Below are 19,765 nucleotides of genomic sequence, written 5' to 3'. Positions count from 1 at the left end.
TTTTGCAGGGTGACGTTAATCATACAATCAATATTTTTCGACTTGGTAGAATTTAATGATTTTTTATTAAAAATAAATGACAAAAATGATAAAAATACCAATAACAGAATTCAATTCTGTTTTTGATAAAATTAGTCGCCATATTGATTAGGATAATCATGAATATTAGCAATGGTGAATTAACGTTTTATGTTATTGAAAGACGTATATGGAGTTTATCTTTCTCTAAGACAAAAATGATTCATCCACCTGAATCAGAAAATTCTGTAGGAATCTTAAAAAACATTAGTGAAGCATGCAAAGGTTGTATTAATGTTACTGGTAATTTTATTGGGTGGTCGCGCCCTGAGTACCAGGTCTTAAGAAGGAATGTGATGTGTCGAAATTGCGAGTTGGTGTGATTTTTGGCGGTAAATCGGCTGAACATGAAGTGTCATTACAGTCAGCAAAAAATATCGTAGATGCGATTGATAAAGAAAAATTTGATGTGACGCTGTTAGGTATTGATAAACAAGGGAAATGGCATATTAATGATGCATCCAGTTACTTATTAAATGCAGAAAACCCAACATTGATTTCTCTGAATCATTCAAACCGAAATGTGGCTTTGATTCCCGGTCAGGATCATCAGCAACTTATCACCGCGGATAATGCCTCTGCATTAACTCAATTAGATGTCATTTTCCCTATTGTCCATGGGACACTAGGGGAGGATGGTTCTTTGCAGGGCCTGCTGCGCATGGCCAATATTCCCTTTGTCGGATCAGGTGTTGTAGGTTCGGCGGTCAGTATGGATAAAGATATTACCAAGCGGTTACTCCGTGATGCCGGGCTGAATATCGCGCCATTTATTACCCTGACCAGGGCAAATAAAGATAACTACCGTTTTGAGCAAATTACGGCAAAACTCGGTTTACCTTTATTTATAAAACCCGCAAATCAAGGTTCATCGGTTGGTGTGAGTAAAGTGCGGAATGCCACTGAATACCAGCAAGCGGTAGAGTTAGCTTTTGATTTTGACCATAAAGTGTTGGTGGAATCGGCTATTGTTGGACGCGAAATCGAATGTGCAGTTATGGGCAATGATAATCCGCAAGCCAGTTTATGTGGTGAAGTTGTTATCAGCGACGAGTTCTATTCCTATGACACAAAATATATTAATGAAACCGGTGCTCAGGTCATTATTCCTGCACCAATAGACTGTGCTACCAGTGACAATATTCGTGCGGTTGCTTTAGCGGCATTTCGTGCGCTTGACTGCTGCGGTATGGCACGGGTCGATGTCTTTTTAACACCTGATAACACCATTATTATCAATGAAATAAACACGCTGCCTGGGTTTACTAATATCAGCATGTATCCTAAATTGTGGCGCGCCACCGGCGTTGGCTCGACGGAATTGATAACAACACTGATTGAATTGGCTTTAGAGCGCCATCAGCAGGATAAATCACTGAAAAGTTCTATTGTTAAGTAACAACACGCACCATCGTGATTTCAATTTTAAAAGAGCTGCCATGTGCAGCTTTTTTACTCATTATTGACCGGTTCTAAATAGCGTTGACACATTTCACTCGTGCTCTGAGGAAAATGTGATGAACCATTAGGCTAAAGGCACGCAAGCTATTGCTCTGTCTGCGCGGTCAGGATCTAGGATAATCTTGAATTTCTCCAATTTAACTGTATCCTTATACAGTGGTTTGATTGGGGGAATAAATATGCGAAAAATTATTCATGTCGATATGGATTGCTTCTTCGCAGCAGTCGAAATGCGTGACGATCCCAGTTTGCGTGATATTCCTATTGCGATTGGCGGTAGCCGTGATCGGCGCGGTGTGATTAGCACCGCCAATTATCCCGCCCGCCGTTATGGGGTTCGTAGCGCGATGCCCACAGCCATGGCATTGAAACTTTGCCCACAACTGAAAGTGATCCCCGGTCGAATGGCGGCCTATAAAGAAGCCTCGCAGCATATTCGTGAGATTTTTGCGCGCTATACCCCATTAATTGAGCCACTTTCGCTGGATGAAGCCTATCTGGATGTCTCTGATTGCCAGGTGTGCAGCGGTTCCGCCACATTAATTGCACAAGAAATCCGCCAGGCCATTGCGATGGATCTTAATTTAACGGCTTCTGCCGGTATTGCCCCAATCAAGTTTTTAGCCAAGATCGCGTCTGATTTAAATAAACCCAATGGTCAGTATGTGATAACGCCAGAGCAGGTGCTGCCCTTCTTGCGTGACTTGCCGCTGAGTAAAATCCCAGGTGTGGGCAAAGTGACGGCAAAACGTTTACAAGAGCTGGGGTTGATAACCTGTAGTGATGTGCAAAACTATCCGCAGGCTGAATTATTAAAGCGCTTTGGCAAGTTTGGTCATGTGTTGTGGGAGCGCAGTCACGGCATTGATGAACGTGAGGTTTCTCCTGATCGCTTACGTAAGTCGGTAGGCGTCGAGCGAACACTGGCTGAGGATATTCATAATTGGGAAAGCTGTGAGTCATTGATTGAAAAGCTTTATATTGAGCTGGAAACTCGCCTTCGCAAAGTCAGGCCAGATCTGCATATTGCCCGGCAAGGGGTGAAACTCAAGTTTCATGATTTTCAGCAAACGACACAAGAGCATGTTTGGCCCCAGTTGAATAAAGCCGATTTATTGCAAGTGGCACGAAAAGCATGGAATGAGCGGCGCGCGGGACGTGGGGTTCGGCTGGTCGGGTTACACGTCACGTTGCTCGACCCACAACTTGAGCGGCAATTATTGCTGAGTTGGGAATAACAGTGAAAATAACATAAAAAAGGCGAACCATTAGGCCCGCCATTATTGTACTAAAAGCTAGCTAAATCAGCTTATGCGCGTTCTGGAATGGCTTTTAGCAGTGCGGTCAGTAATTGCCAATATTGGCCCACACTTTCGATATGAACTTGTTCATCCGGTGAATGTGGCCCAGTCATGGTTGGCCCAATGGAGACCATATCCATATCCGGATAAGGTTTTTTGAACAAACCACATTCCAGACCTGCATGAATCACCATGATATTAGGCGTTTTGTTAAACAGCTTTTGGTAGGTTTCCCGCACCAGCGCCATCACCGGTGAACTTGGGTCTGGCTGCCAGCCAGGGTAGCCGCCTTTTGGTGAAGTTTCCGCGCCAGCCAACTGACCAATAGCCGTCAGCATGCCGACAACGTAATCTTTACCGCTGTCGATCAAGGAACGAATCAGACAAATGATTTCTGCTTCGTTTTCATTCATGGTCACTACACCCACATTCAGTGAGGTCTCAACCACGCCTTTCACCGCATCACTCATACGAATGACACCGTTTGGTGTGGCATTCAATAAAGCGATCAGGCGCTGCTGCGTTTCTTTAGTCAGCGCTTTAGCATCCACAGATGTTGGCTCAAGCAGCACAGTCAGATTTTTTTCAACTGCGGCCAGCTCATTTTTTAAGGTGGCCAGGTACTCTTGGCTCAGGCTTTTCAGCTGATCGACTTTGTCTGCGGCAATTGCCAGAGTCGCAGAACCTTCACGTGGGATGGCATTACGCAGGGTGCCGCCATTCAAATCCAGTACTCGCAGGTCTAACTCTTTGGCATGATCGAACAGGAAACGAGCCAGCAGTTTATTGGCATTGCCTAGTCCTAAATGGATATCAGCTCCTGAGTGACCACCTTTCAAACCCTTAATCGTCAGTTTCAGCGTCTGATAACCGGCGGGGATTGCTTCGCGCTTTAGCGCTAAAGTGGTAATAAAATCAATACCACCGGCGCAACCCATATAGATTTCGCCTTCCTGCTCGGAGTCGGTATTAATTAAAATATCGGCTTGTAACCAGTTAGGTTGCAGACCAAATGCGCCATCCATACCGGCTTCTTCGGTCATGGTCAGCAGCACTTCCAACGGGCCATGCTCGACGCTATCGTCAGACAGTACCGCCAGCGCGGAGGCCATACCAATGCCATTATCTGCACCTAATGTGGTGCCACGGGCTTTAACCCATTCACCGTCGATATAAGGCTGAATAGGATCTTTGGTAAAGTCATGCACCGTATCATTATTCTTCTGCGGAACCATATCCAAATGGGCTTGCAGGGCAACGGGCTTGCGGTTCTCCATCCCCTTGGTAGCAGGCTTACGCAACAGGATATTACCGACCTTATCACGCTCGGCATGCAGACCTTTTTCTTTGGCCCAGGTCATAATATGTTGTGCTAGCGCTTCTTCATGGTAAGACGGATGAGGGATCGAGCAGATTTTTGCGAAAATATCCCACAACGGCTGAGGCGAAAGTTGAGACAGTTCAGACACTGTAAGTCTCCTGTAACAGCATTCTCATATCGGCAACCTCACAGTAGAGATGTCAGAGATGCTATTGGGTTGATGACTAAAGATTTTAAGGGTGGTGATACACCGCCATTAAGATGGCGAGATAGTTTGAGAATATCACTTTCATTAGTATTACGCGCGTATCGCCGCACAATAACTGTAACTAACCTGATTAATTAGCCGGATAATTGCTGGTTTTTATCCGGCTGGCTCTCTATAATCTCGCGCAACCTTTTTTCCCCTTCTGAACCATGGCAAGCCACTTCTATATTGGCTGGGATTACACTTTATGAGCGAAAAATACGTTGTTACCTGGGATATGTTGCAAATTCACGCCCGCAAATTGGCAAGTCGTTTAATGCCTGCTGATCAATGGAAAGGCATCATCGCGGTTAGCCGTGGGGGCTTAGTACCAGCGGGTATTTTGGCGCGTGAGCTGGGTATTCGTTATGTCGACACCGTTTGCATCTCTAGCTATGACCATGATAACCAACGTGAGCTTACAGTCTTGAAACGTGCTGAAGGCGATGGTGAAGGCTTTATTGTGATTGATGACTTAGTTGATACTGGCGGCACGGCGGTTGCTATCCGTGAAATGTATCCGAAAGCACGTTTTGTCACCATTTTTGCCAAGCCAGCGGGTCGTCCATTGGTTGATGACTATGTGGTTGATATTCCTCAGGACACATGGATTGAGCAACCGTGGGATATGGCGGTAACCTTCGTTGCCCCACTAAGCGGTAAGTAATTTAGTTCGCTTTCAATGCCCGGTGCCTACCGGGCGTTTCATTTTCCCCGCAGTATGAGTACACTTGACCCCATCTGACCAGCCCTAAAGGGCTTGAATCACGGCTTATGGAGGCTATTGTTATCATGGCACAAGCCAACCTTTCTGAAATTCTGTTCAAACCAAAATTTAAGCATCCTGAAACCTCAACGCTAGTGCGGCACGCCCACTGCAATCAGGCAATGAATGTTCATTCGGCGCTAGATGGTGACACCACCAATCATTGGTACCGCATGATCAACCGCCTAATCTGGACCTGGCGTGGTGTCGATCCGCTTGAAATCGAAGAGGTGTTGTCACGCATTGCTTGCTCTAAAGCGGAACACAGCGATAACGAACTGCTCGATACCGTTGTGGGTTACCGCAATGGCAACTGGATTTATGAATGGGCCCATCAGGGGATGCAGTGGCAACAAAAAGCCATGGAAGAAGCTGACCCAATGAATGCCGGCCAGTATTGGTTGAATGCGGCAAATTTATACAGCATTGCCGGTTATCCACACCTGAAAGGGGATGAGTTGGCCGAGCAAGTGGAGGTGCTATCTAATCGCGCATATGAAGAAGCGGCTAAACATCTGCCTTACACCTTGAAAGAACTTAGCTTTGATATTTCTGATGGCGGTACGCTTACCGGGTTCCTGCATATGCCGACTATCGGCAGTGCACCATTTCCAACCGTACTGATGTGCGGTGGGCTGGATACTTTGCAAAGTGATTATCATCGCCTGTTCCGCGACTATCTGGCCCCCAAAGGGATAGCGATGTTGACCATCGATCTGCCCTCCGTCGGAGCTTCATCAAAGTGGAAACTCACTCAGGACACCAGCTTCCTGCATCAACAAGTGTTGCAGGCTTTGCCCAATATTCCGTGGGTTGATCATCTGCGCGTCAGTGTTTTTGGTTTTCGTTTCGGTGCCAACGTGGCGGTACGTTTGGGTTATCTGGAACCACAGCGTGTGCGCGCAGTGGCGTGCCTCGGGCCAATTGTGCATCATCTTTTGTGCAACGCGGATAGCCAGCGAAAATTACCTGATATGTATATGGATGTGATGGCCAGTCGTTTGGGCATGGCGGATGCCGCAGACGAAATACTCAGAGCAGAAATGAACCGCTATTCTTTAAAAACCCAAGGGTTATTAGGGCGGCGTTGCCAAACTCCTATGTTGGCTGGTTTCTGGGAAAACGACCCTTTCAGCCCGAAAGAGGAAGCTAAACTCATTTGTTCTTCTTCTGCCGATGGCAAATTATTACCCATATCATCAACACCGCTGTATGACAATTTCCATCGCGCATTATTGCAAACCAGCCAGTGGTTAGAAGATAAAATGCGTTAATGAGTTGCTAATTTTTAACAGTTTGCTAAAAAGGTGAGTCTACATAAGGAGATTTAAGAATGACGTCAACCAGTGCTCATCCTAAAAGCAAGCTTATGAAACGTTTTGCAGCTTTAGGGCCATACCTGCGTGAAGGGCAGTGCCAGAACGACCGGTTTTTCTTTGATTGTTTGGCTGTGTGCGTCAATGTGAAGCTTGCTCCAGAGAAGCGTGAGTTCTGGGGATGGTGGATAGAGCTGGAACCCGCGGCTGATCATTTCACCTATGTTTACCAGCTCGGCCTGTTTAATAAAGATGGCAACTGGAAAGCGGAAAAGATTAAAGATCCTGAAGTACAAGAGAAACTGGAAACTACATTACGTGGTTTTCATAAACGCCTCGCCGAGATGCTGACTTCCATTGAAATGAGATTGGAGCCAGCACAAGACTTTAGCGAGCAGCCGGTTAAGTTGTCGGCATAAAAATAGACCTGTTTAACTGGCATTGCAGGCTTATACCTAACCTGCAATGCCAATTAAGACGCTGATCCGCAAAGTGCTTGGCATAACGTCTCCCACCTGTTAAAAAGACTCCTATACCCTTTCTTTTATTCTTACATCCCAACGGCAGAAAAATTATGAGTGGCAGCCAGACATTGGTTGTGAAATTGGGGACGAGTGTCCTGACTGGCGGTTCCCGTCGTCTTAATCGTGCCCATATTGTTGAACTGGTGCGCCAGTGCGCCCAGCAACACGCAAAAGGTCATCGTATTGTTATTGTCACCTCTGGTGCCATTGCAGCAGGGCGTGAACACTTGGGTTATCCCGAATTACCCGCCACTATTGCTTCAAAGCAATTACTCGCCGCTGTCGGGCAGAGCCGGCTCATTCAGCTTTGGGAACAACTGTTCTCAATCTATGGCATTCACATCGGCCAGATGTTGCTGACCCGTGCTGATTTAGAAGATCGTGAGCGGTTTTTAAATGCTCGCGATACCATGAATGCTTTGCTGGATAACCGCATAGTGCCGGTTATCAATGAGAATGATGCTGTTGCCACTGCTGAAATCAAAGTTGGCGATAACGATAATCTCTCTGCATTGGCGGCGATTCTGGCTGGTGCCGATAAATTGCTGCTACTGACAGACCAGGCCGGGCTATACACTGCTGATCCACGTAATAATCCGCAAGCTGAATTAATTCGCGAAGTGCATGGTATTGATGATGCTTTGCGCGGGATTGCCGGCGATAGTGTCTCTGGTCTTGGCACCGGTGGCATGGCGACAAAATTGCAGGCGGCTGATGTTGCTTGTCGTGCCGGTATTGATGTGGTGATTGCTGCGGGTAGTCAGGTGGGTGTTATTGCTGACGTGATTGGGGGAACGCCAGTTGGCACTCGATTCCACGCGCTGGAAACACCACTGGAAAACCGCAAACGCTGGATCTTTGGTGCACCGCCAGCCGGTGAAATTACCGTCGATGATGGCGCGGTAACCGCGATAATGGAGCGCGGCAGCTCGTTGCTACCAAAAGGCATTCGCAGTGTGGTGGGGAACTTCTCGCGCGGCGAAGTTATTCGTATTCGTAATCTCAGTGGGCGCGATTTGGCTCACGGCGTGTCACGCTATAACAGTGATGCCTTACGCATGCTGGCGGGGCACCATTCGCAACAAATCAGTGAAATCCTCGGGTATGAATATGGCCCGGTGGCTGTTCATCGTGACGATATGATTGTCAGCTAAGGAGCAAGCATGAGCATGCTGGAACAGATGGGGAAAGCCGCTAAACAGGCTTCCTGGCAATTGGCAATGTTGAGTACGGCAAAGAAGAATCAAGCTTTGGCCGTGATTGCAAATCTGCTGGAATCTGAAAGTCAGGCCATTTTACAGGCCAACGAACAAGATATGGCGGCTGCCCGTGACAGCGGTATGAGTGAGGCGCTGCTGGACAGATTGCTACTAAGTCCTGCACGTTTAGCTGCCATTGCTAATGATGTGCGTCAGGTATGTCGCCTGAATGACCCTGTTGGCCGGGTTATTGACGGTAGCTTACTCGATAGTGGTTTGAAACTTGAACGCCGCCGTGTCCCGCTGGGAGTGATTGGTGTCATTTATGAAGCACGCCCTAATGTGACGATTGATGTGGCCAGCTTATGCTTGAAAACCGGCAACGCGGTTATTTTGCGCGGCGGTAAAGAGACGCACCACACCAATCAGGCAACAGTAAAAGTTATCCAGCAAGCGCTGGAGCAATGTGGTTTACCACCCGCGGCGGTGCAGGCGATTGAAAGCCCGGATCGTGAGTTAGTGACTCAATTACTGCGGATGGACAACTATATCGACATGTTGATCCCACGCGGCGGAGCGGGCTTACATAAATTATGTCGTGAGCAATCGACCATTCCGGTTATCACCGGCGGCATCGGTGTTTGCCATACTTTTGTCGATGAAAGCGCGGATGTTGAAAAAGCCTTGTTAGTGATTGAAAACGCTAAAATTCAGCGGCCAAGTGCATGTAACTCATTGGAAACCTTGCTTGTCCACCAAGACATTGCTGCGCGTTTCCTACCGGCATTGAGTGACAGAATGCATGCCTTTGGTGTGACATTGCATGCCAGCCCGCAAGCTATGCCGTTTTTGGCGGAAGGCCAAGCCAGGGTCGTGGCGGTAGAAGCTGCTGATTATGATGATGAATGGCTATCTCTGGATCTCAATGTGGAGATTGTGGCTGACATCAATGCTGCCATCGACCATATCCGTGAACATGGCACCAGTCATTCTGATGCTATTTTGACGCGCTCACTTGGCAATGCTGAACATTTTGTTCGCGCGGTTGATTCATCAGCCGTTTATGTCAATGCCAGCACGCGTTTCACTGATGGTGGGCAGTTTGGCTTGGGCGCAGAAGTGGCAGTCAGCACACAAAAACTCCATGCTCGTGGCCCAATGGGGTTGGATGCATTGACAACCTATAAGTGGATTGGTTACGGCGATGATTTAGTTCGTAGCTAATTTATTACGAATCGGCGTTATTCAGTAAAGCGATATTTGGCATCCGCCAATGTCGCTTTATTTTTAAATTTAATCCAGCGGGTGGCGTTTAAGATAATAACTGATTTTATAATCAACCGGGTTAAAGGTAATTACCGAGAAATCCACAATCACCCCATCCGTGGTATTCGATACCGCCAATAGTTGCAGCAATAACGTACGCGGATCACAATGAAGCTGCAAAGCGAATTCCTGACTGGCAACAATCGGTAAAAAGGCTTGCCGCCTTCCTGCAACTCGAATTATTTAGGGTATAAAATAATAACTAAAGTTTCGCCAAAATCTGCCGATAACGATGTCGGATATTTACATGCTTCTTAATAATAATCTGGGTAGCCAGAGCAATAAATTAAAGATGGGGATGGCTGGTGAGCGAAACGTCTAAAGATAATTTTGTAAAAACCAATAAATTAGCGATTTGTGCAATTCTTCGTGATTTAAAGAAGAATGATACCGCAGTGATGATAGTTCATGCTCGCGGGCAATTTATTAGTCGTATTCTGGATGTCGTTCCTGAGACGAATCAATTTATTTTTGATTTTGGCAGCGTAGCTCATGAGAACATTGCGGCACTTGCTGCCAGTCAACTAACAGTTATTGCCGAGCCGACAGGCGCAAAAATTGAATTTACCTGCAATCCACTGAAAGAAATACAATATTTATCTTTACCTGCTTTCAGTACCTCCATTCCTGACAGCCTCTACTTTATTCAACGTCGGGAATATTTTCGGGTAAACATACCTCAATGGCCCGCTTATTATTGCACCGGAAAATTTGTCGACGGCAGTAAATTCTCATACACACTGGCTGATGTTTCTTTGGGGGGAATGGGGGTGTATGCCGTGAAAGGTAGTGAGTTCCCTGTCCAGAATTGTGGCATTCTGCGCGATGTGTCAGTTGATTTATGTGGTTTTGGTATTTTTAAATTGGATTTACAGTTTATCCGAGCTATCGATAAACAAGTGGTGAACAACAAAGGCGAAACCCTCACCATGCAGCGCCTGAGTTTTAAATTTCCTCGTTTAAGCCCCATCCAGGAAAAAGGATTGCAACGGGCTATTTTTGAACTGGAAAAACAGCAAACAGCCAAGGCGCGAAAATTTCAGGATAGTATTTAATCTTCCTCCCCTTTTGACTGAACGTTTTACGTATCATTTTGTAGCTAATATCAACTGAGTCGGGATAGTCAATCAGCGCTATCTCGACTTAACAAAATAAAAACTGAAAAATATGTTGAATTATCATGCAACTGCCCCAATATTATAAGCTGAACAATAAGGAGGATTAAGTATGGGGATCAGTGAGGAAGAGAGTATCCGCCGTTTGACCGATGAGAAAAGCTCTATTGGTCATTCGGCTAAATGGGTAGCAATTATATCTGCTGTCTATTTCATTATTATGCTGTTTTATCAACATGAGTTAGGTGTATTAACCCTGGCGGGTGGGATTTTTGTTGTGTCATTTTCTATCTGGATGAAGAAACGCCAGAAAGTGAAGTCTTACAAAGATCAACTGCAACAGATGGGTGATGATAAAATGGTTTAATCTCACGTCCACACTTGGATTAGACTGATTTATCAGAGGAACAGCAGGCAACAATCCTGATGAACTGTTCGTCCGATTCTCAGCCTTTTATCTATTTTCGTTTGCTGACCTGCAAGCGCATCCTTAATATTGCCTTTATGCCTATTATGATTTGTCCATTGGTTGTAGCGATTTGGACATATTAAAGCCCGTCACCAAAAAATCCATTTGCTCATAGAGTCTCTTTGCCTGTGGGTTATCCGCCGCGACGCGTAGCTTTATCTCAAATATATCTTGAGCCACCAGCAATTTTTCCAATTCCTGTAAACAGGCCGAGCCATATCCTTTGCGCTGACACTGTGGCAGCACATAAAAATCTTTAATAAAGGCCGCGCTATCGTTTTTACCCAATCCGAACCATAAATAGCCCACCAGTTGGCTATCTTGGCCGATATTGCTTTTATTTTCGATGCAATACAAATGATCGTCAGGGCTATTAACACCCTCTGGTAGATAGCTATCAAAGCTATGGCTGGCATGAGCGAAGGCCTGTTCGCTGCTATAACCACTGTTGGACGATAAATCCTGTGCATATTCGGTAATAAATAAATTCCGATAGTCACTGAGTTCGTCAGTACGCATTGCTCTAAGTATTACCATGATGTTTTCCCTAATGAAAAAGCGCTATTGTGATTGTTCAGTTTTGGATAGAGTAGATTTAATTCCGAAAAACATTTTAACGCCTTTTAGGTAATAAGATAGATAAAGTAAATCAGATGGTTAAATCATAAAATGGGGATGCAATGACGACGCAAAATAGCCACAAAGATGCCGTTGAAAGACAGTTTGGTGATCAGGCAAATGCCTATTTAACCAGTACAGTTCATGCTCAAGGTAAAGATTTACAGCGCCTGGCGGCACTACTGCAACCCCATGCTGATGCCTGTTTGCTTGATCTCGGCTGTGGTGCAGGGCACGCCAGTTTTACCGCGGCGGTGGCGGTAAAGACAGTGGTTTCTTATGATCTTTCAGCTCAAATGCTGGATGTTGTCAGCCAGGCCGCTGCGGATAAAAAGCTGACTAATATTGAAGTAAAGCAAGGGTTGGCTGAATCATTACCCTTTGATGATCAGAGCTTTGATATTGTCATCAGCCGCTATTCAGCTCACCACTGGCATGATGTGGGCCAGGCTATGCGCGAAGTTAAGCGAGTATTACGCCCCGGTGGCAAGGTGATATTTATGGATGTGGTTTCGCCCGGTCATCCTGTGTTAGATATTTATCTGCAAACTGTGGAGGTTTTACGTGATACCTCGCATGTTCGTAATTACGCGCCGGGCGAATGGTTGGCGCTGTTTAGCGAGGCTGGATTGATCATTAATGAAGTGACATCCGATAGGTTATATTTGGAGTTCAGTAGTTGGATTGCCCGAATGCGCACACCGGCACATTTCGCTACCGCCATTCGTGAGTTACAGAAATCAGCATCTGATAGCGTTATTAATCATTATGAGATTCAAACTGATGGTTCTTTCACCAGTGATATTATGATGATTGTTGCAAAGCGTAGCTAAATATATAACTGGACGGCGGTATATTATACTGGCGTCCCTGTTTTTTTATTCATATTCTCCTGCGACATAGATATTTTTATTTCCTCCTTATTCTCCTCACAATGATTAGTCTTCTTTACATAGCATTACGTCCCCTTGCATTGGTTCACTCATAATTAACCTCACAAAGACATTACATATAACCCGTCAGTTGGAGCATATTATGAAACTACTACCAGTCATCGCAGCTGCACTTATTGCTACCGCATCATTCGCCACTATGGCTGCGCAAGAAGTCAGCTCAGAACAAGCAACTAAATTACAAAGTATCGGGGTTATTTCTCTTTCTAATGTCAGTGGGTCACCGATGGATGTCGAGTCAGCACTGAAGGCGAAAGCGGATGCTGATGGGGCCAGTCACTACCGAATTATTGGTATCAGTAACCCCGGTGATTCGAGTAATTACAGTGCCAGCGCTGAAATTTACCGTTAATCTTTTATCGTCAATAAGTGTTAACGAAATAGTTAGATACAGTATTGGTATTGATTAAAAGCCCGATATGACAATTACGAATTATTGTTATATCGGGCTTGATTTTTTTATTGCTGTGAGCATTCATAACATCAGATTTCTTCTATTTATAGACAAAAAATAGTTAACTCTTAGAGCAATCTTAATGAGAACTTAAGGAAAATAAGGTGTTATTGTAGACCATCCGGTTTCCCGAGGAACGGCTATGTTAAACACTGTACGGCGTAATTTTAAAAGTCAGTTCTCTTATTTACAGCGTTTTATTGCCTCACCACGCACTGTTGGCACCTTGGCCCCTTCCTCGCCTTGGTTATGTCAGGCAATGTTGAATCAGGTGGATTGGAAAAAAAACCTTAATATTGCTGAGCTAGGGGCGGCTGATGGGGTGCTGACCAAGCGTATTTTGTCGCATATGTCAGAAAGCTCGCGTTTGCAGGCTTACGAAATCCAGCCACACTTTGTGCATTCATTGCATCAGATTAATGATCCGCGCTTGCAGGTCGCTTTTCGTTCCGCAGAACAATTGGATCAAGATTACGATGCGGTATTTTGCTGTTTGCCACTATTATCAATCCCAACCAAGATAAGTATCAAGATATTACAGCAGGCCCAGCAACGTTTGCGGGCCAACAAGGGCGTTTTGGTGTTATTCCAGTACAGCCATCTTTCCGAACCTCTATTATCTCGCTATTTCACCTGGAGAAAGATACGGGTGGTCCGCAATTTCCCTCCTGCTTTAGTCTATATTTGTCAGCCTCGTTAGAGGCTTAGCCTGATTATTCCTGTCATATTCTTGCGTCATAGCCAATACAATTGAAAATATCAATGATAATGATTACCATGCGCACCTGTTTTTTTAGATTATGTGATGTGCATGCGCTATTTTCAAATTCTATTGGTTTTTTGCCTGTTAAGTTTCACTCTCACCAGCCAGGCAAAAAGTGTTACCGATATTCTCGGTCGTCAGGTCACCGTACCGGATAACCCGCAGCGTATTATTCTGGGTGAAAGCCGGATGTTATATACATTGGCGTTATTAGAACCCGGCAATCCTGCACAGCGTGTTATTGGTTGGCCCGCAGATCTTGAGCGTTTTGATGCGCAAAGCTGGCAGCTTTACACCCAAAAATTCCCTGAAATCGCCAAGATTCCAATAATTGGTAGTGGAAATATTCGCCAGATAAATGTTGAGCGTTTAATTCAATTACAACCTGATCTGATTATTCTGCCGCGATTTGCCCGCGCTGAGGGCGATGACGGGGTGCTTGCGGGGCTGACGAAAGCCGGTATTCCGGTTATCTATGTAGATTTGCGGGTCGATTTGTTAAAACACACGATTCCCAGTATTAAACTTTTAGGCGAAGTGCTTAATCGCCAAGCCCGTGCTGAACAATTTATCAATTTCTATCAGCAGCATATGCAACTTATCCAGCAACGTCTTGCCCATTATCAAGGGCGAAAACCAACGGTCATGTTGCATTTGCATCTTGGGCGACGTGAAAGTTGTTGTACCACGGCCTCTAAAGGCAATCTTGGCGATTTGATTGCTTTTGCCGGCGGCGACAATATTGCCATTTCTCGAATTAATACTGTTTATGGTGAGCTGAATCCAGAAAATGTGCTGCAAGCCAATCCCGATATTTATATTGCAACAGGCATGGCAGGCCCGACCGGAAAACGCTTCTCAAGTTTACAATTAGGGCCGCTGGTTAATGCTGAACAGGCACAGCACAGCTTCCAACAGGTGCTATCAGAACAACCGATCCTCTCTCATCTTAACGCGGTAACACAGGGGCGGGCCTACAGTATCTGGCACAATTTCTACCTCAGCCCCTATCACGTTGTGGCAGTAGAAATGTTTGCTAAGGCCTTCTATCCAGACCTCTTTACCGATATCAACCCGCAACAAACTTTCCAACAATTATATCAACAATTTTTGCCGTTACCTTTCTCAGGGATTTATTGGAGTCAGTTAGAAAATGAAAATAATTAAGCGCCAGCATCGGTACTGGTGCAGCCTGCCGCTGCTTGTCATGGGGCCAATGGCCCAAGCTGCTGATTCTCAAGCAGCAACTAAGAATAGCGAAGAAAAAACCAAAATAGTGGTGATTGGGCAGCAGCGTGAAGCTGACACACAAAGCTATCAGCCAACCAGCAGTGTTACCGGGACGCGCACTGAAACCAATCTGCTGAATGTGCCGCAGGCGGTTAATGTGGTTCCACGGCAAGTATTGCGTGATCAGGCAGCAAGAAACATTGATGAGGCGCTGTATAACGTCAGCGGTATTACTCAATCGAATACATTGGGTGGAACGCAAGATGCACTGATCAAACGTGGGTTTGGTGATAACCGTGATGGCTCCATCTTACGCGATGGGGTGCGCTCAGCCCAGGCACGTAATTTCACCCCCACCACGGAGCGGGTCGAAGTGCTGAAAGGCCCGGCCTCAATGTTATATGGCATGGGGGAGCCGGGTGGGGTGATCAATATGATTACCAAGAAACCACAGTTAGTGCAGCAAACACATATCGAAGGGTGGGGCAGCAGTTTTAAAGGCGGCGGCGGGCAGTTGGATGTCACTGGCCCATTGGGGCAATCTGGTTTCGCGTATCGAATGATTGTCGATCACGACGAAACGGATTATTGGCGCAACTTTGGGCGTAATCGTCAAACAGTCGTTGCGCCATCGGTTATGTGGTTTGGTGACACAACTACAGTGCGTGTGGCTTATGAGCATATGGAATATCTCACCCCCTTTGATCGCGGCACCATTATTGATAGCCGCACCGGGAAACCGGTAGATACTCCGCGTGACCGCCGCTTTGATGAAACCTATAACGCCACTCGTGGCGATCAGGACAATATCACGCTGCAAATTGATCAGGTGCTGAATGATAATTGGAAAAGTTCCCTGACTTACGCCTATAACCGCAATCGTTATAGTGATAACCAGGCCCGTGCATTATTGCTAGATCCCATTACTGGCGTATTGAGTCGTCAGGCCGACGCCACTGCCAGTGCGGTTAGCCGCGCTCAGGTCGTGCAGATGACGCTCAATGGTGACCTCGACTTGGGCGGCATGGGTCATCAGATGCTGTTTGGTTTTGATTATGAAGATAACCGCACATATCGTGGTGATATGATTCGCGGTAAAAAGGACTCAAACTTTAATATCTATGATCCCGTATACGGTTTGATGCCACCTTCAACGGCTGTTAGCGCTAAAGACAGTGACCAGCGTGAAAACCTGAAAAGCTATGGCTGGTTTATGCAAGATTCCATTGAGTTAACCGATAAATGGATTGTACTGGCAGGTTTACGTTACGATCGTTTTGATGTTTTTGCGGGTAAAGGCCGGCCATTCATTACCAATACTGATAGCTCTGATAGCAAATTAGTTCCCCGCACCGGAGTGGTTTATAAGCTGACGCCAGAAGTCTCTTTATATGGCAGTTACAGTGAGTCTTTCAAACCTAATTCATCTATTGCCACCCAGATTGATTCGCTGCCGCCGGAACAAGGAAAGTCTTGGGAGATCGGCAGCAAAGTGGAATTAGTCAATGGGGTGACGGGGACTTTGGCACTGTTTGATATTGCAAAACGTAATGTCATGGTCAATGAGTTAGTTAATGGAGAAACTGTGACTCGGACTGCGGGTCAGGTGCGTTCGCAGGGGGTTGAGTTAGATGTCGCAGGGCAATTGACCGATAATTTAAGTGCGATTGCCACTTATGCTTATACTGATGCCAGAGTTACAGAAGATCCTGATAATAAAGGCAATCAGATGACTAATGTGGCCCGTAATAGTGCCTCTATATTTCTGACGCAAGCATTGGGATCGACCGGTTGGCAGGGCGGAGATGACTTACGAATTGGTGCCGGCGCACGCTATGTTGGGCGGCGAGCCGGTGATGCGGCCAACAGTTTTACCTTAGATGATTACACGGTGGCTGATGCCTTTATTTCCTATTCATTGCCGATAAATAATTATCGGGTGAAATGGCAACTCAATGTGAAAAACTTCTTTGATAAAACCTATTACCCATCCAGTGGCGGTAATTTGCGTGTTGCTGTCGGTGAGCCTCGGCAGTTTGTTTTGCGTGCCAGCGTTGATTTCTAATTCCGGTTATCACCCGATGTGCGAATTAATGCATATCAGGTGATAGTGCAATAGGCTATCTATTAGCTGTATCGTTAGTTTTACAATATTGTAAAGTTTGCACTACCCTCAATTATAGGTATGATTTGCACCAACAGCGTTGGGCTGAGTGTTAATCCAGTTTGGCTGGCCAATAGTAGTGGCCGGTTTTTTGATATTGAGAATTTATCCTCAAAAGCGGATGCGAAAGGACTTTCAAGTAATGACACAGACTATCTTTATGGTCGGCGCGCGCGGTGCAGGTAAGACAACAATAGGGAAAGCGTTGGCACAGGCGTTGGGATATCGCTTTATTGATACCGATTTGTTTATGCAGCAAACTTTGCAGTCGAGTGTAGCCGAAATTGTTGCCCGCGAGGGGTGGGATGGTTTCCGTCTGCGAGAAAGTATGGCCCTACAGACCGTAACTGCGCCTAAAACCGTGGTTGCGACCGGCGGTGGCGCAGTGTTATCCCATGATAACCGTACATTTATGCGCCAACATGGGGTGGTTATTTATTTGCGTGCATCGGCTCATGTGTTGGCAGAACGATTGGCGGAAGATCCAGAAGATGCTCAGCGGCCAAGTTTGACCGGCAAACCGATTGTTGAAGAAATGCTGGATGTACTGGCTAGTCGGGAGCCGCTATATCTGGAGGTTGCGCATCATGTGCTGGATGCTACTCAACCGCCAGAAGAGGTTGTTGAGCAGATTTTGCACATACTGGCTGATGAGAAGGTGAAATAGCCAGTCGGTCTGATTTGCAAGATACGTTATTTAAAGAATGAATCGCTCGCCTATCTGATTGCCTGTTAATTATACGAAGCGTACAATTATCACTTACGTAATCATTTTAACGTAAATTACTTGCGTTAATTAATGCCTCTTATGGCAAGGCCACCAAGGCGGGCCGATGAAAACCTTCAAATGCTTTATCCATCAACACACCAATTTTATGCCAGCATTCTGGTCAATATTGATTGTGGTGTTTGAAACCTCGCTGGCACTGTACATTCTGCGCAATCTTTAATATCCCCCTCGTTTTCGTACTGTGAACCTTCACCCTATGCTGTGAAGGTGTTTGCTGGTGGCTAAATCGTATGCTTTCTCTGCAACCGCCACAGTGAATCCGGTTATGATCCCATTTCGCCATAATAATCAGTGACAGAACATTTATAGTGCCTCTAATATGAAAGCTCAATTTTGATTAAGACGCGGGTGCAAAACTATGCTGAAATTTAATGAGTATTTTACCGGGAAAGTGAAATCTATTGGTTTTGACAGTGACAGCATTGGACAGGCTAGCGTTGGGGTGATGGAAAAGGGCGAGTACACCTTTAGTACCGCTAAACCGGAAGAGATGACGGTGATCACCGGTAGTTTAAAAGTACTGATTCCTGGCTCATCTGGCTGGGAAGTGTTCAAACCAGGTGAAACTTTCTATATCCCTGGGGAAAGTGAATTTAATCTGCAAGTTGCTGAAGCATCTTCGTATTTGTGTAAATATTTGAGCTAATTGATTTTTGAATTTGCCCTCTCAAACACAGAGAGGGCTTACTTCGGGTGCTTAAAGCTACGGCGATATTAGTGCTGGGCTTCGCCACCCAAGGCTTCAATCAGGTTTTTAATCAGAGCAGCCAACTCGCTGGTCATCAGAATAAAATCAGCATCAAAACGCTGCGCATAATCTTCCCGATCAATATCTTCGTTCTGTTCACGCAGAGTGTCAGAGAATTTGAGGCGTTTTAGCGAGCCGTCATCGGACAGAACGAGCTGAACACGCTCTTGCCAATCCAGCGCCAACTTAGTGACCAATTTACCCGCTTCTATATGCACCGCGATTTCATCACTGAACAGATCCTGTTTTTTACAGCGGATCACGCCACCATCTTCCAGAATAGCTTTCAGTTCAGCTTCATCCATCAATGCAAAGCCAGACGGTAATTCTTTGCTGCGAACCCACTCAGTTAAGGTCAGCTCAATAGGATTTTCTAACGTCAGTGGGACGACCGGCAAAGAACCCAGGCTTTTACGCAGTAATGCCAGGGTATCTTCAGCGCGTTTGGCACTGGCGGCATCGACCATAATCAGGTCATTGACGGTATCAATCCATAGGAAGGTTTGGTTAAAGCGACTGAATGCACGTGGTAATAAACTGTGCAAGACCTCATCTTTTAATGAGTCTTTTTCCGTTTTCTTCAGCTTGCGATGTTGTTCACCTTCTAACCGCTCAATTTTGGCTTGCAACTCTTGCTTAATGACTGGCGATGGTAAGATTTTCTCTTCTTTACGCGCACAAATGACGATTTGACCATTAACCGTATGAGTTAAGGCATCGCTGTGTGAACCCATCGGTGATACCCAACCAGTTTTTGCCATATCCTGGCTGCCGCACGGTGTGAAACTGAAGGCGCTTAACTGTTTCTCCATTTCATCCGCAGACAGCGAAACTTCCCGGCTCAAACGGTAAACCATTAAATTCTTAAACCACAGCATAGTGTTATCCCTGGCTCGGGCGCGCCTGGAGCGCGCGAGTTAAT

The 19,765-nt window shown here is 45.9% G+C and carries 19 protein-coding genes and 1 pseudogene; 16 read left to right on the top strand and 4 right to left on the bottom strand.

The window, feature by feature from the left end:
- Positions 1–376: 376 nt before the first annotated feature.
- On the top strand, positions 377–1,477 hold the full coding sequence (gene ddlA / locus HU019_RS13635) for a D-alanine--D-alanine ligase (RefSeq protein WP_174849435.1): 1,101 nt from the start codon (positions 377–379) through the stop codon (positions 1,475–1,477).
- A 241-nt stretch (positions 1,478–1,718) separates the two neighbouring features.
- Positions 1,719–2,777: a DNA polymerase IV gene (gene dinB / locus HU019_RS13630; protein ID WP_174849434.1), complete on the top strand. Its 1,059-nt coding sequence runs from the start codon at positions 1,719–1,721 to the stop codon at positions 2,775–2,777.
- A 71-nt stretch (positions 2,778–2,848) separates the two neighbouring features.
- On the opposite strand, the gene pepD is transcribed toward dinB, so the two are convergent.
- Positions 2,849–4,309 carry a beta-Ala-His dipeptidase gene (gene pepD, locus HU019_RS13625; RefSeq protein ID WP_174849433.1) on the bottom strand — a complete coding sequence of 487 codons (1,461 nt, stop codon included), beginning with the start codon at positions 4,307–4,309 and terminating at the stop codon, positions 2,849–2,851.
- Between the two features lie 307 nt (positions 4,310–4,616).
- On the opposite strand from pepD, the gene gpt reads away from it, so the two are divergent.
- From gpt to proA, 5 genes are all read left to right on the top strand, one after another.
- Complete coding sequence (gpt, locus tag HU019_RS13620) at positions 4,617–5,075, top strand: xanthine phosphoribosyltransferase (RefSeq protein WP_174849432.1); 459 nt, start codon at positions 4,617–4,619, stop codon at positions 5,073–5,075.
- A 125-nt stretch (positions 5,076–5,200) separates the two neighbouring features.
- Positions 5,201–6,448 carry an esterase FrsA gene (gene frsA / locus HU019_RS13615; protein WP_174849431.1) on the top strand — a complete coding sequence of 416 codons (1,248 nt, stop codon included), beginning with the start codon at positions 5,201–5,203 and terminating at the stop codon, positions 6,446–6,448.
- Positions 6,449–6,507: 59 nt separating this feature from the next.
- On the top strand, positions 6,508–6,909 hold the full coding sequence (gene crl / locus HU019_RS13610; protein WP_019081349.1) for a sigma factor-binding protein Crl: 402 nt from the start codon (positions 6,508–6,510) through the stop codon (positions 6,907–6,909).
- Positions 6,910–7,064: 155 nt separating this feature from the next.
- Complete coding sequence (gene proB / locus HU019_RS13605; RefSeq protein WP_174849430.1) at positions 7,065–8,168, top strand: glutamate 5-kinase; 1,104 nt, start codon at positions 7,065–7,067, stop codon at positions 8,166–8,168.
- Between the two features lie 15 nt (positions 8,169–8,183).
- Positions 8,184–9,437 (top strand): glutamate-5-semialdehyde dehydrogenase, encoded by a 1,254-nt coding sequence (gene proA / locus HU019_RS13600; protein ID WP_174849451.1) that lies wholly within the window; start codon positions 8,184–8,186, stop codon positions 9,435–9,437.
- Positions 9,438–9,506: 69 nt separating this feature from the next.
- On the opposite strand, the pseudogene HU019_RS13595 reads toward proA, so the two are convergent.
- Positions 9,507–9,716: pseudogene (locus HU019_RS13595) on the bottom strand (GntR family transcriptional regulator); the annotation flags it as partial.
- 128 nt (positions 9,717–9,844) lie between these two features.
- Between HU019_RS13595 and HU019_RS13590 the strand changes: the two are divergent.
- Together HU019_RS13590 and HU019_RS13585 are read left to right on the top strand one after the other, a co-directional pair.
- A complete protein-coding gene (locus HU019_RS13590; protein WP_174849429.1) occupies positions 9,845–10,594 on the top strand; it encodes a flagellar brake protein in 750 nt (249 codons plus the stop codon).
- A 172-nt stretch (positions 10,595–10,766) separates the two neighbouring features.
- Complete coding sequence (locus HU019_RS13585; protein WP_174849428.1) at positions 10,767–11,021, top strand: ABC transporter ATP-binding protein; 255 nt, start codon at positions 10,767–10,769, stop codon at positions 11,019–11,021.
- A gap of 144 nt (positions 11,022–11,165) precedes the next feature.
- Here HU019_RS13585 and HU019_RS13580 read toward each other — a convergent pair whose 3' ends face one another.
- On the bottom strand, positions 11,166–11,660 hold the full coding sequence (locus tag HU019_RS13580) for a GNAT family N-acetyltransferase (protein ID WP_174849427.1): 495 nt from the start codon (positions 11,658–11,660) through the stop codon (positions 11,166–11,168).
- 143 nt (positions 11,661–11,803) lie between these two features.
- Between HU019_RS13580 and HU019_RS13575 the strand changes: the two genes are divergently transcribed.
- The 7 genes from HU019_RS13575 (at position 11,804) to ppnP (ending at position 18,741) form a co-directional block, all read left to right on the top strand.
- Entirely contained in the window at positions 11,804–12,574 is a 771-nt protein-coding gene (locus HU019_RS13575) for a class I SAM-dependent methyltransferase (protein WP_174849426.1), read from the top strand.
- A gap of 202 nt (positions 12,575–12,776) precedes the next feature.
- Entirely contained in the window at positions 12,777–13,046 is a 270-nt protein-coding gene (locus tag HU019_RS13570; RefSeq protein ID WP_174849425.1) for a YdgH/BhsA/McbA-like domain containing protein, read from the top strand.
- 244 nt (positions 13,047–13,290) lie between these two features.
- Positions 13,291–13,848 (top strand): class I SAM-dependent methyltransferase, encoded by a 558-nt coding sequence (locus tag HU019_RS13565; protein WP_174849424.1) that lies wholly within the window; start codon positions 13,291–13,293, stop codon positions 13,846–13,848.
- Between the two features lie 111 nt (positions 13,849–13,959).
- The gene (locus HU019_RS13560) at positions 13,960–15,078 is read left to right on the top strand and encodes an ABC transporter substrate-binding protein (protein WP_174849423.1); all 1,119 of its coding nucleotides are present in this window, start codon (positions 13,960–13,962) and stop codon (positions 15,076–15,078) included.
- The gene (locus tag HU019_RS13555) at positions 15,065–17,206 is read left to right on the top strand and encodes a TonB-dependent siderophore receptor (protein WP_174849422.1); all 2,142 of its coding nucleotides are present in this window, start codon (positions 15,065–15,067) and stop codon (positions 17,204–17,206) included. Before HU019_RS13560 ends, HU019_RS13555 begins: the two co-directional genes overlap by 14 nt.
- A gap of 241 nt (positions 17,207–17,447) precedes the next feature.
- Positions 17,448–17,972, top strand: coding sequence for a shikimate kinase AroL (aroL, locus tag HU019_RS13550; RefSeq protein WP_174849421.1), 525 nt, complete (start codon positions 17,448–17,450; stop codon positions 17,970–17,972).
- Between the two features lie 481 nt (positions 17,973–18,453).
- Positions 18,454–18,741: a pyrimidine/purine nucleoside phosphorylase gene (ppnP, locus tag HU019_RS13545; RefSeq protein WP_025377381.1), complete on the top strand. Its 288-nt coding sequence runs from the start codon at positions 18,454–18,456 to the stop codon at positions 18,739–18,741.
- A 68-nt stretch (positions 18,742–18,809) separates the two neighbouring features.
- On the opposite strand, the gene rdgC is transcribed toward ppnP, so the two are convergent.
- Positions 18,810–19,721 (bottom strand): recombination-associated protein RdgC, encoded by a 912-nt coding sequence (gene rdgC, locus HU019_RS13540; protein ID WP_174849420.1) that lies wholly within the window; start codon positions 19,719–19,721, stop codon positions 18,810–18,812.
- Positions 19,722–19,765 lie beyond the last annotated feature (44 nt).

Source organism: Yersinia artesiana, from assembly GCF_902726545.1.
Lineage (GTDB): Bacteria > Pseudomonadota > Gammaproteobacteria > Enterobacterales > Enterobacteriaceae > Yersinia > Yersinia artesiana.
Note: the sequence above shows the minus strand (reverse complement) of the source record. Positions and strands in the feature narration are given on the sequence as shown.

Excerpts from the sequence above, each read along its gene's own strand:
- dinB (WP_174849434.1), top strand. The coding sequence starts at position 1,719 with ATGCGAAAAATTATTCATGTCGATATGGATTGCTTCTTCGCAGCAGTC.
- gpt (WP_174849432.1), top strand. The coding sequence starts at position 4,617 with ATGAGCGAAAAATACGTTGTTACCTGGGATATGTTGCAAATTCACGCC.
- frsA (WP_174849431.1), top strand. The coding sequence starts at position 5,201 with ATGGCACAAGCCAACCTTTCTGAAATTCTGTTCAAACCAAAATTTAAG.
- crl (WP_019081349.1), top strand. The coding sequence starts at position 6,508 with ATGACGTCAACCAGTGCTCATCCTAAAAGCAAGCTTATGAAACGTTTT.
- proB (WP_174849430.1), top strand. The coding sequence starts at position 7,065 with ATGAGTGGCAGCCAGACATTGGTTGTGAAATTGGGGACGAGTGTCCTG.
- proA (WP_174849451.1), top strand. The coding sequence starts at position 8,184 with ATGCTGGAACAGATGGGGAAAGCCGCTAAACAGGCTTCCTGGCAATTG.
- HU019_RS13585 (WP_174849428.1), top strand. The coding sequence starts at position 10,767 with ATGGGGATCAGTGAGGAAGAGAGTATCCGCCGTTTGACCGATGAGAAA.
- HU019_RS13580 (WP_174849427.1), bottom strand. The coding sequence starts at position 11,660 with ATGGTAATACTTAGAGCAATGCGTACTGACGAACTCAGTGACTATCGG.
- HU019_RS13575 (WP_174849426.1), top strand. The coding sequence starts at position 11,804 with ATGACGACGCAAAATAGCCACAAAGATGCCGTTGAAAGACAGTTTGGT.
- HU019_RS13570 (WP_174849425.1), top strand. The coding sequence starts at position 12,777 with ATGAAACTACTACCAGTCATCGCAGCTGCACTTATTGCTACCGCATCA.
- HU019_RS13565 (WP_174849424.1), top strand. The coding sequence starts at position 13,291 with ATGTTAAACACTGTACGGCGTAATTTTAAAAGTCAGTTCTCTTATTTA.
- HU019_RS13560 (WP_174849423.1), top strand. The coding sequence starts at position 13,960 with ATGCGCTATTTTCAAATTCTATTGGTTTTTTGCCTGTTAAGTTTCACT.
- HU019_RS13555 (WP_174849422.1), top strand. The coding sequence starts at position 15,065 with ATGAAAATAATTAAGCGCCAGCATCGGTACTGGTGCAGCCTGCCGCTG.
- aroL (WP_174849421.1), top strand. The coding sequence starts at position 17,448 with ATGACACAGACTATCTTTATGGTCGGCGCGCGCGGTGCAGGTAAGACA.
- ppnP (WP_025377381.1), top strand. The coding sequence starts at position 18,454 with ATGCTGAAATTTAATGAGTATTTTACCGGGAAAGTGAAATCTATTGGT.
- rdgC (WP_174849420.1), bottom strand. The coding sequence starts at position 19,721 with ATGCTGTGGTTTAAGAATTTAATGGTTTACCGTTTGAGCCGGGAAGTT.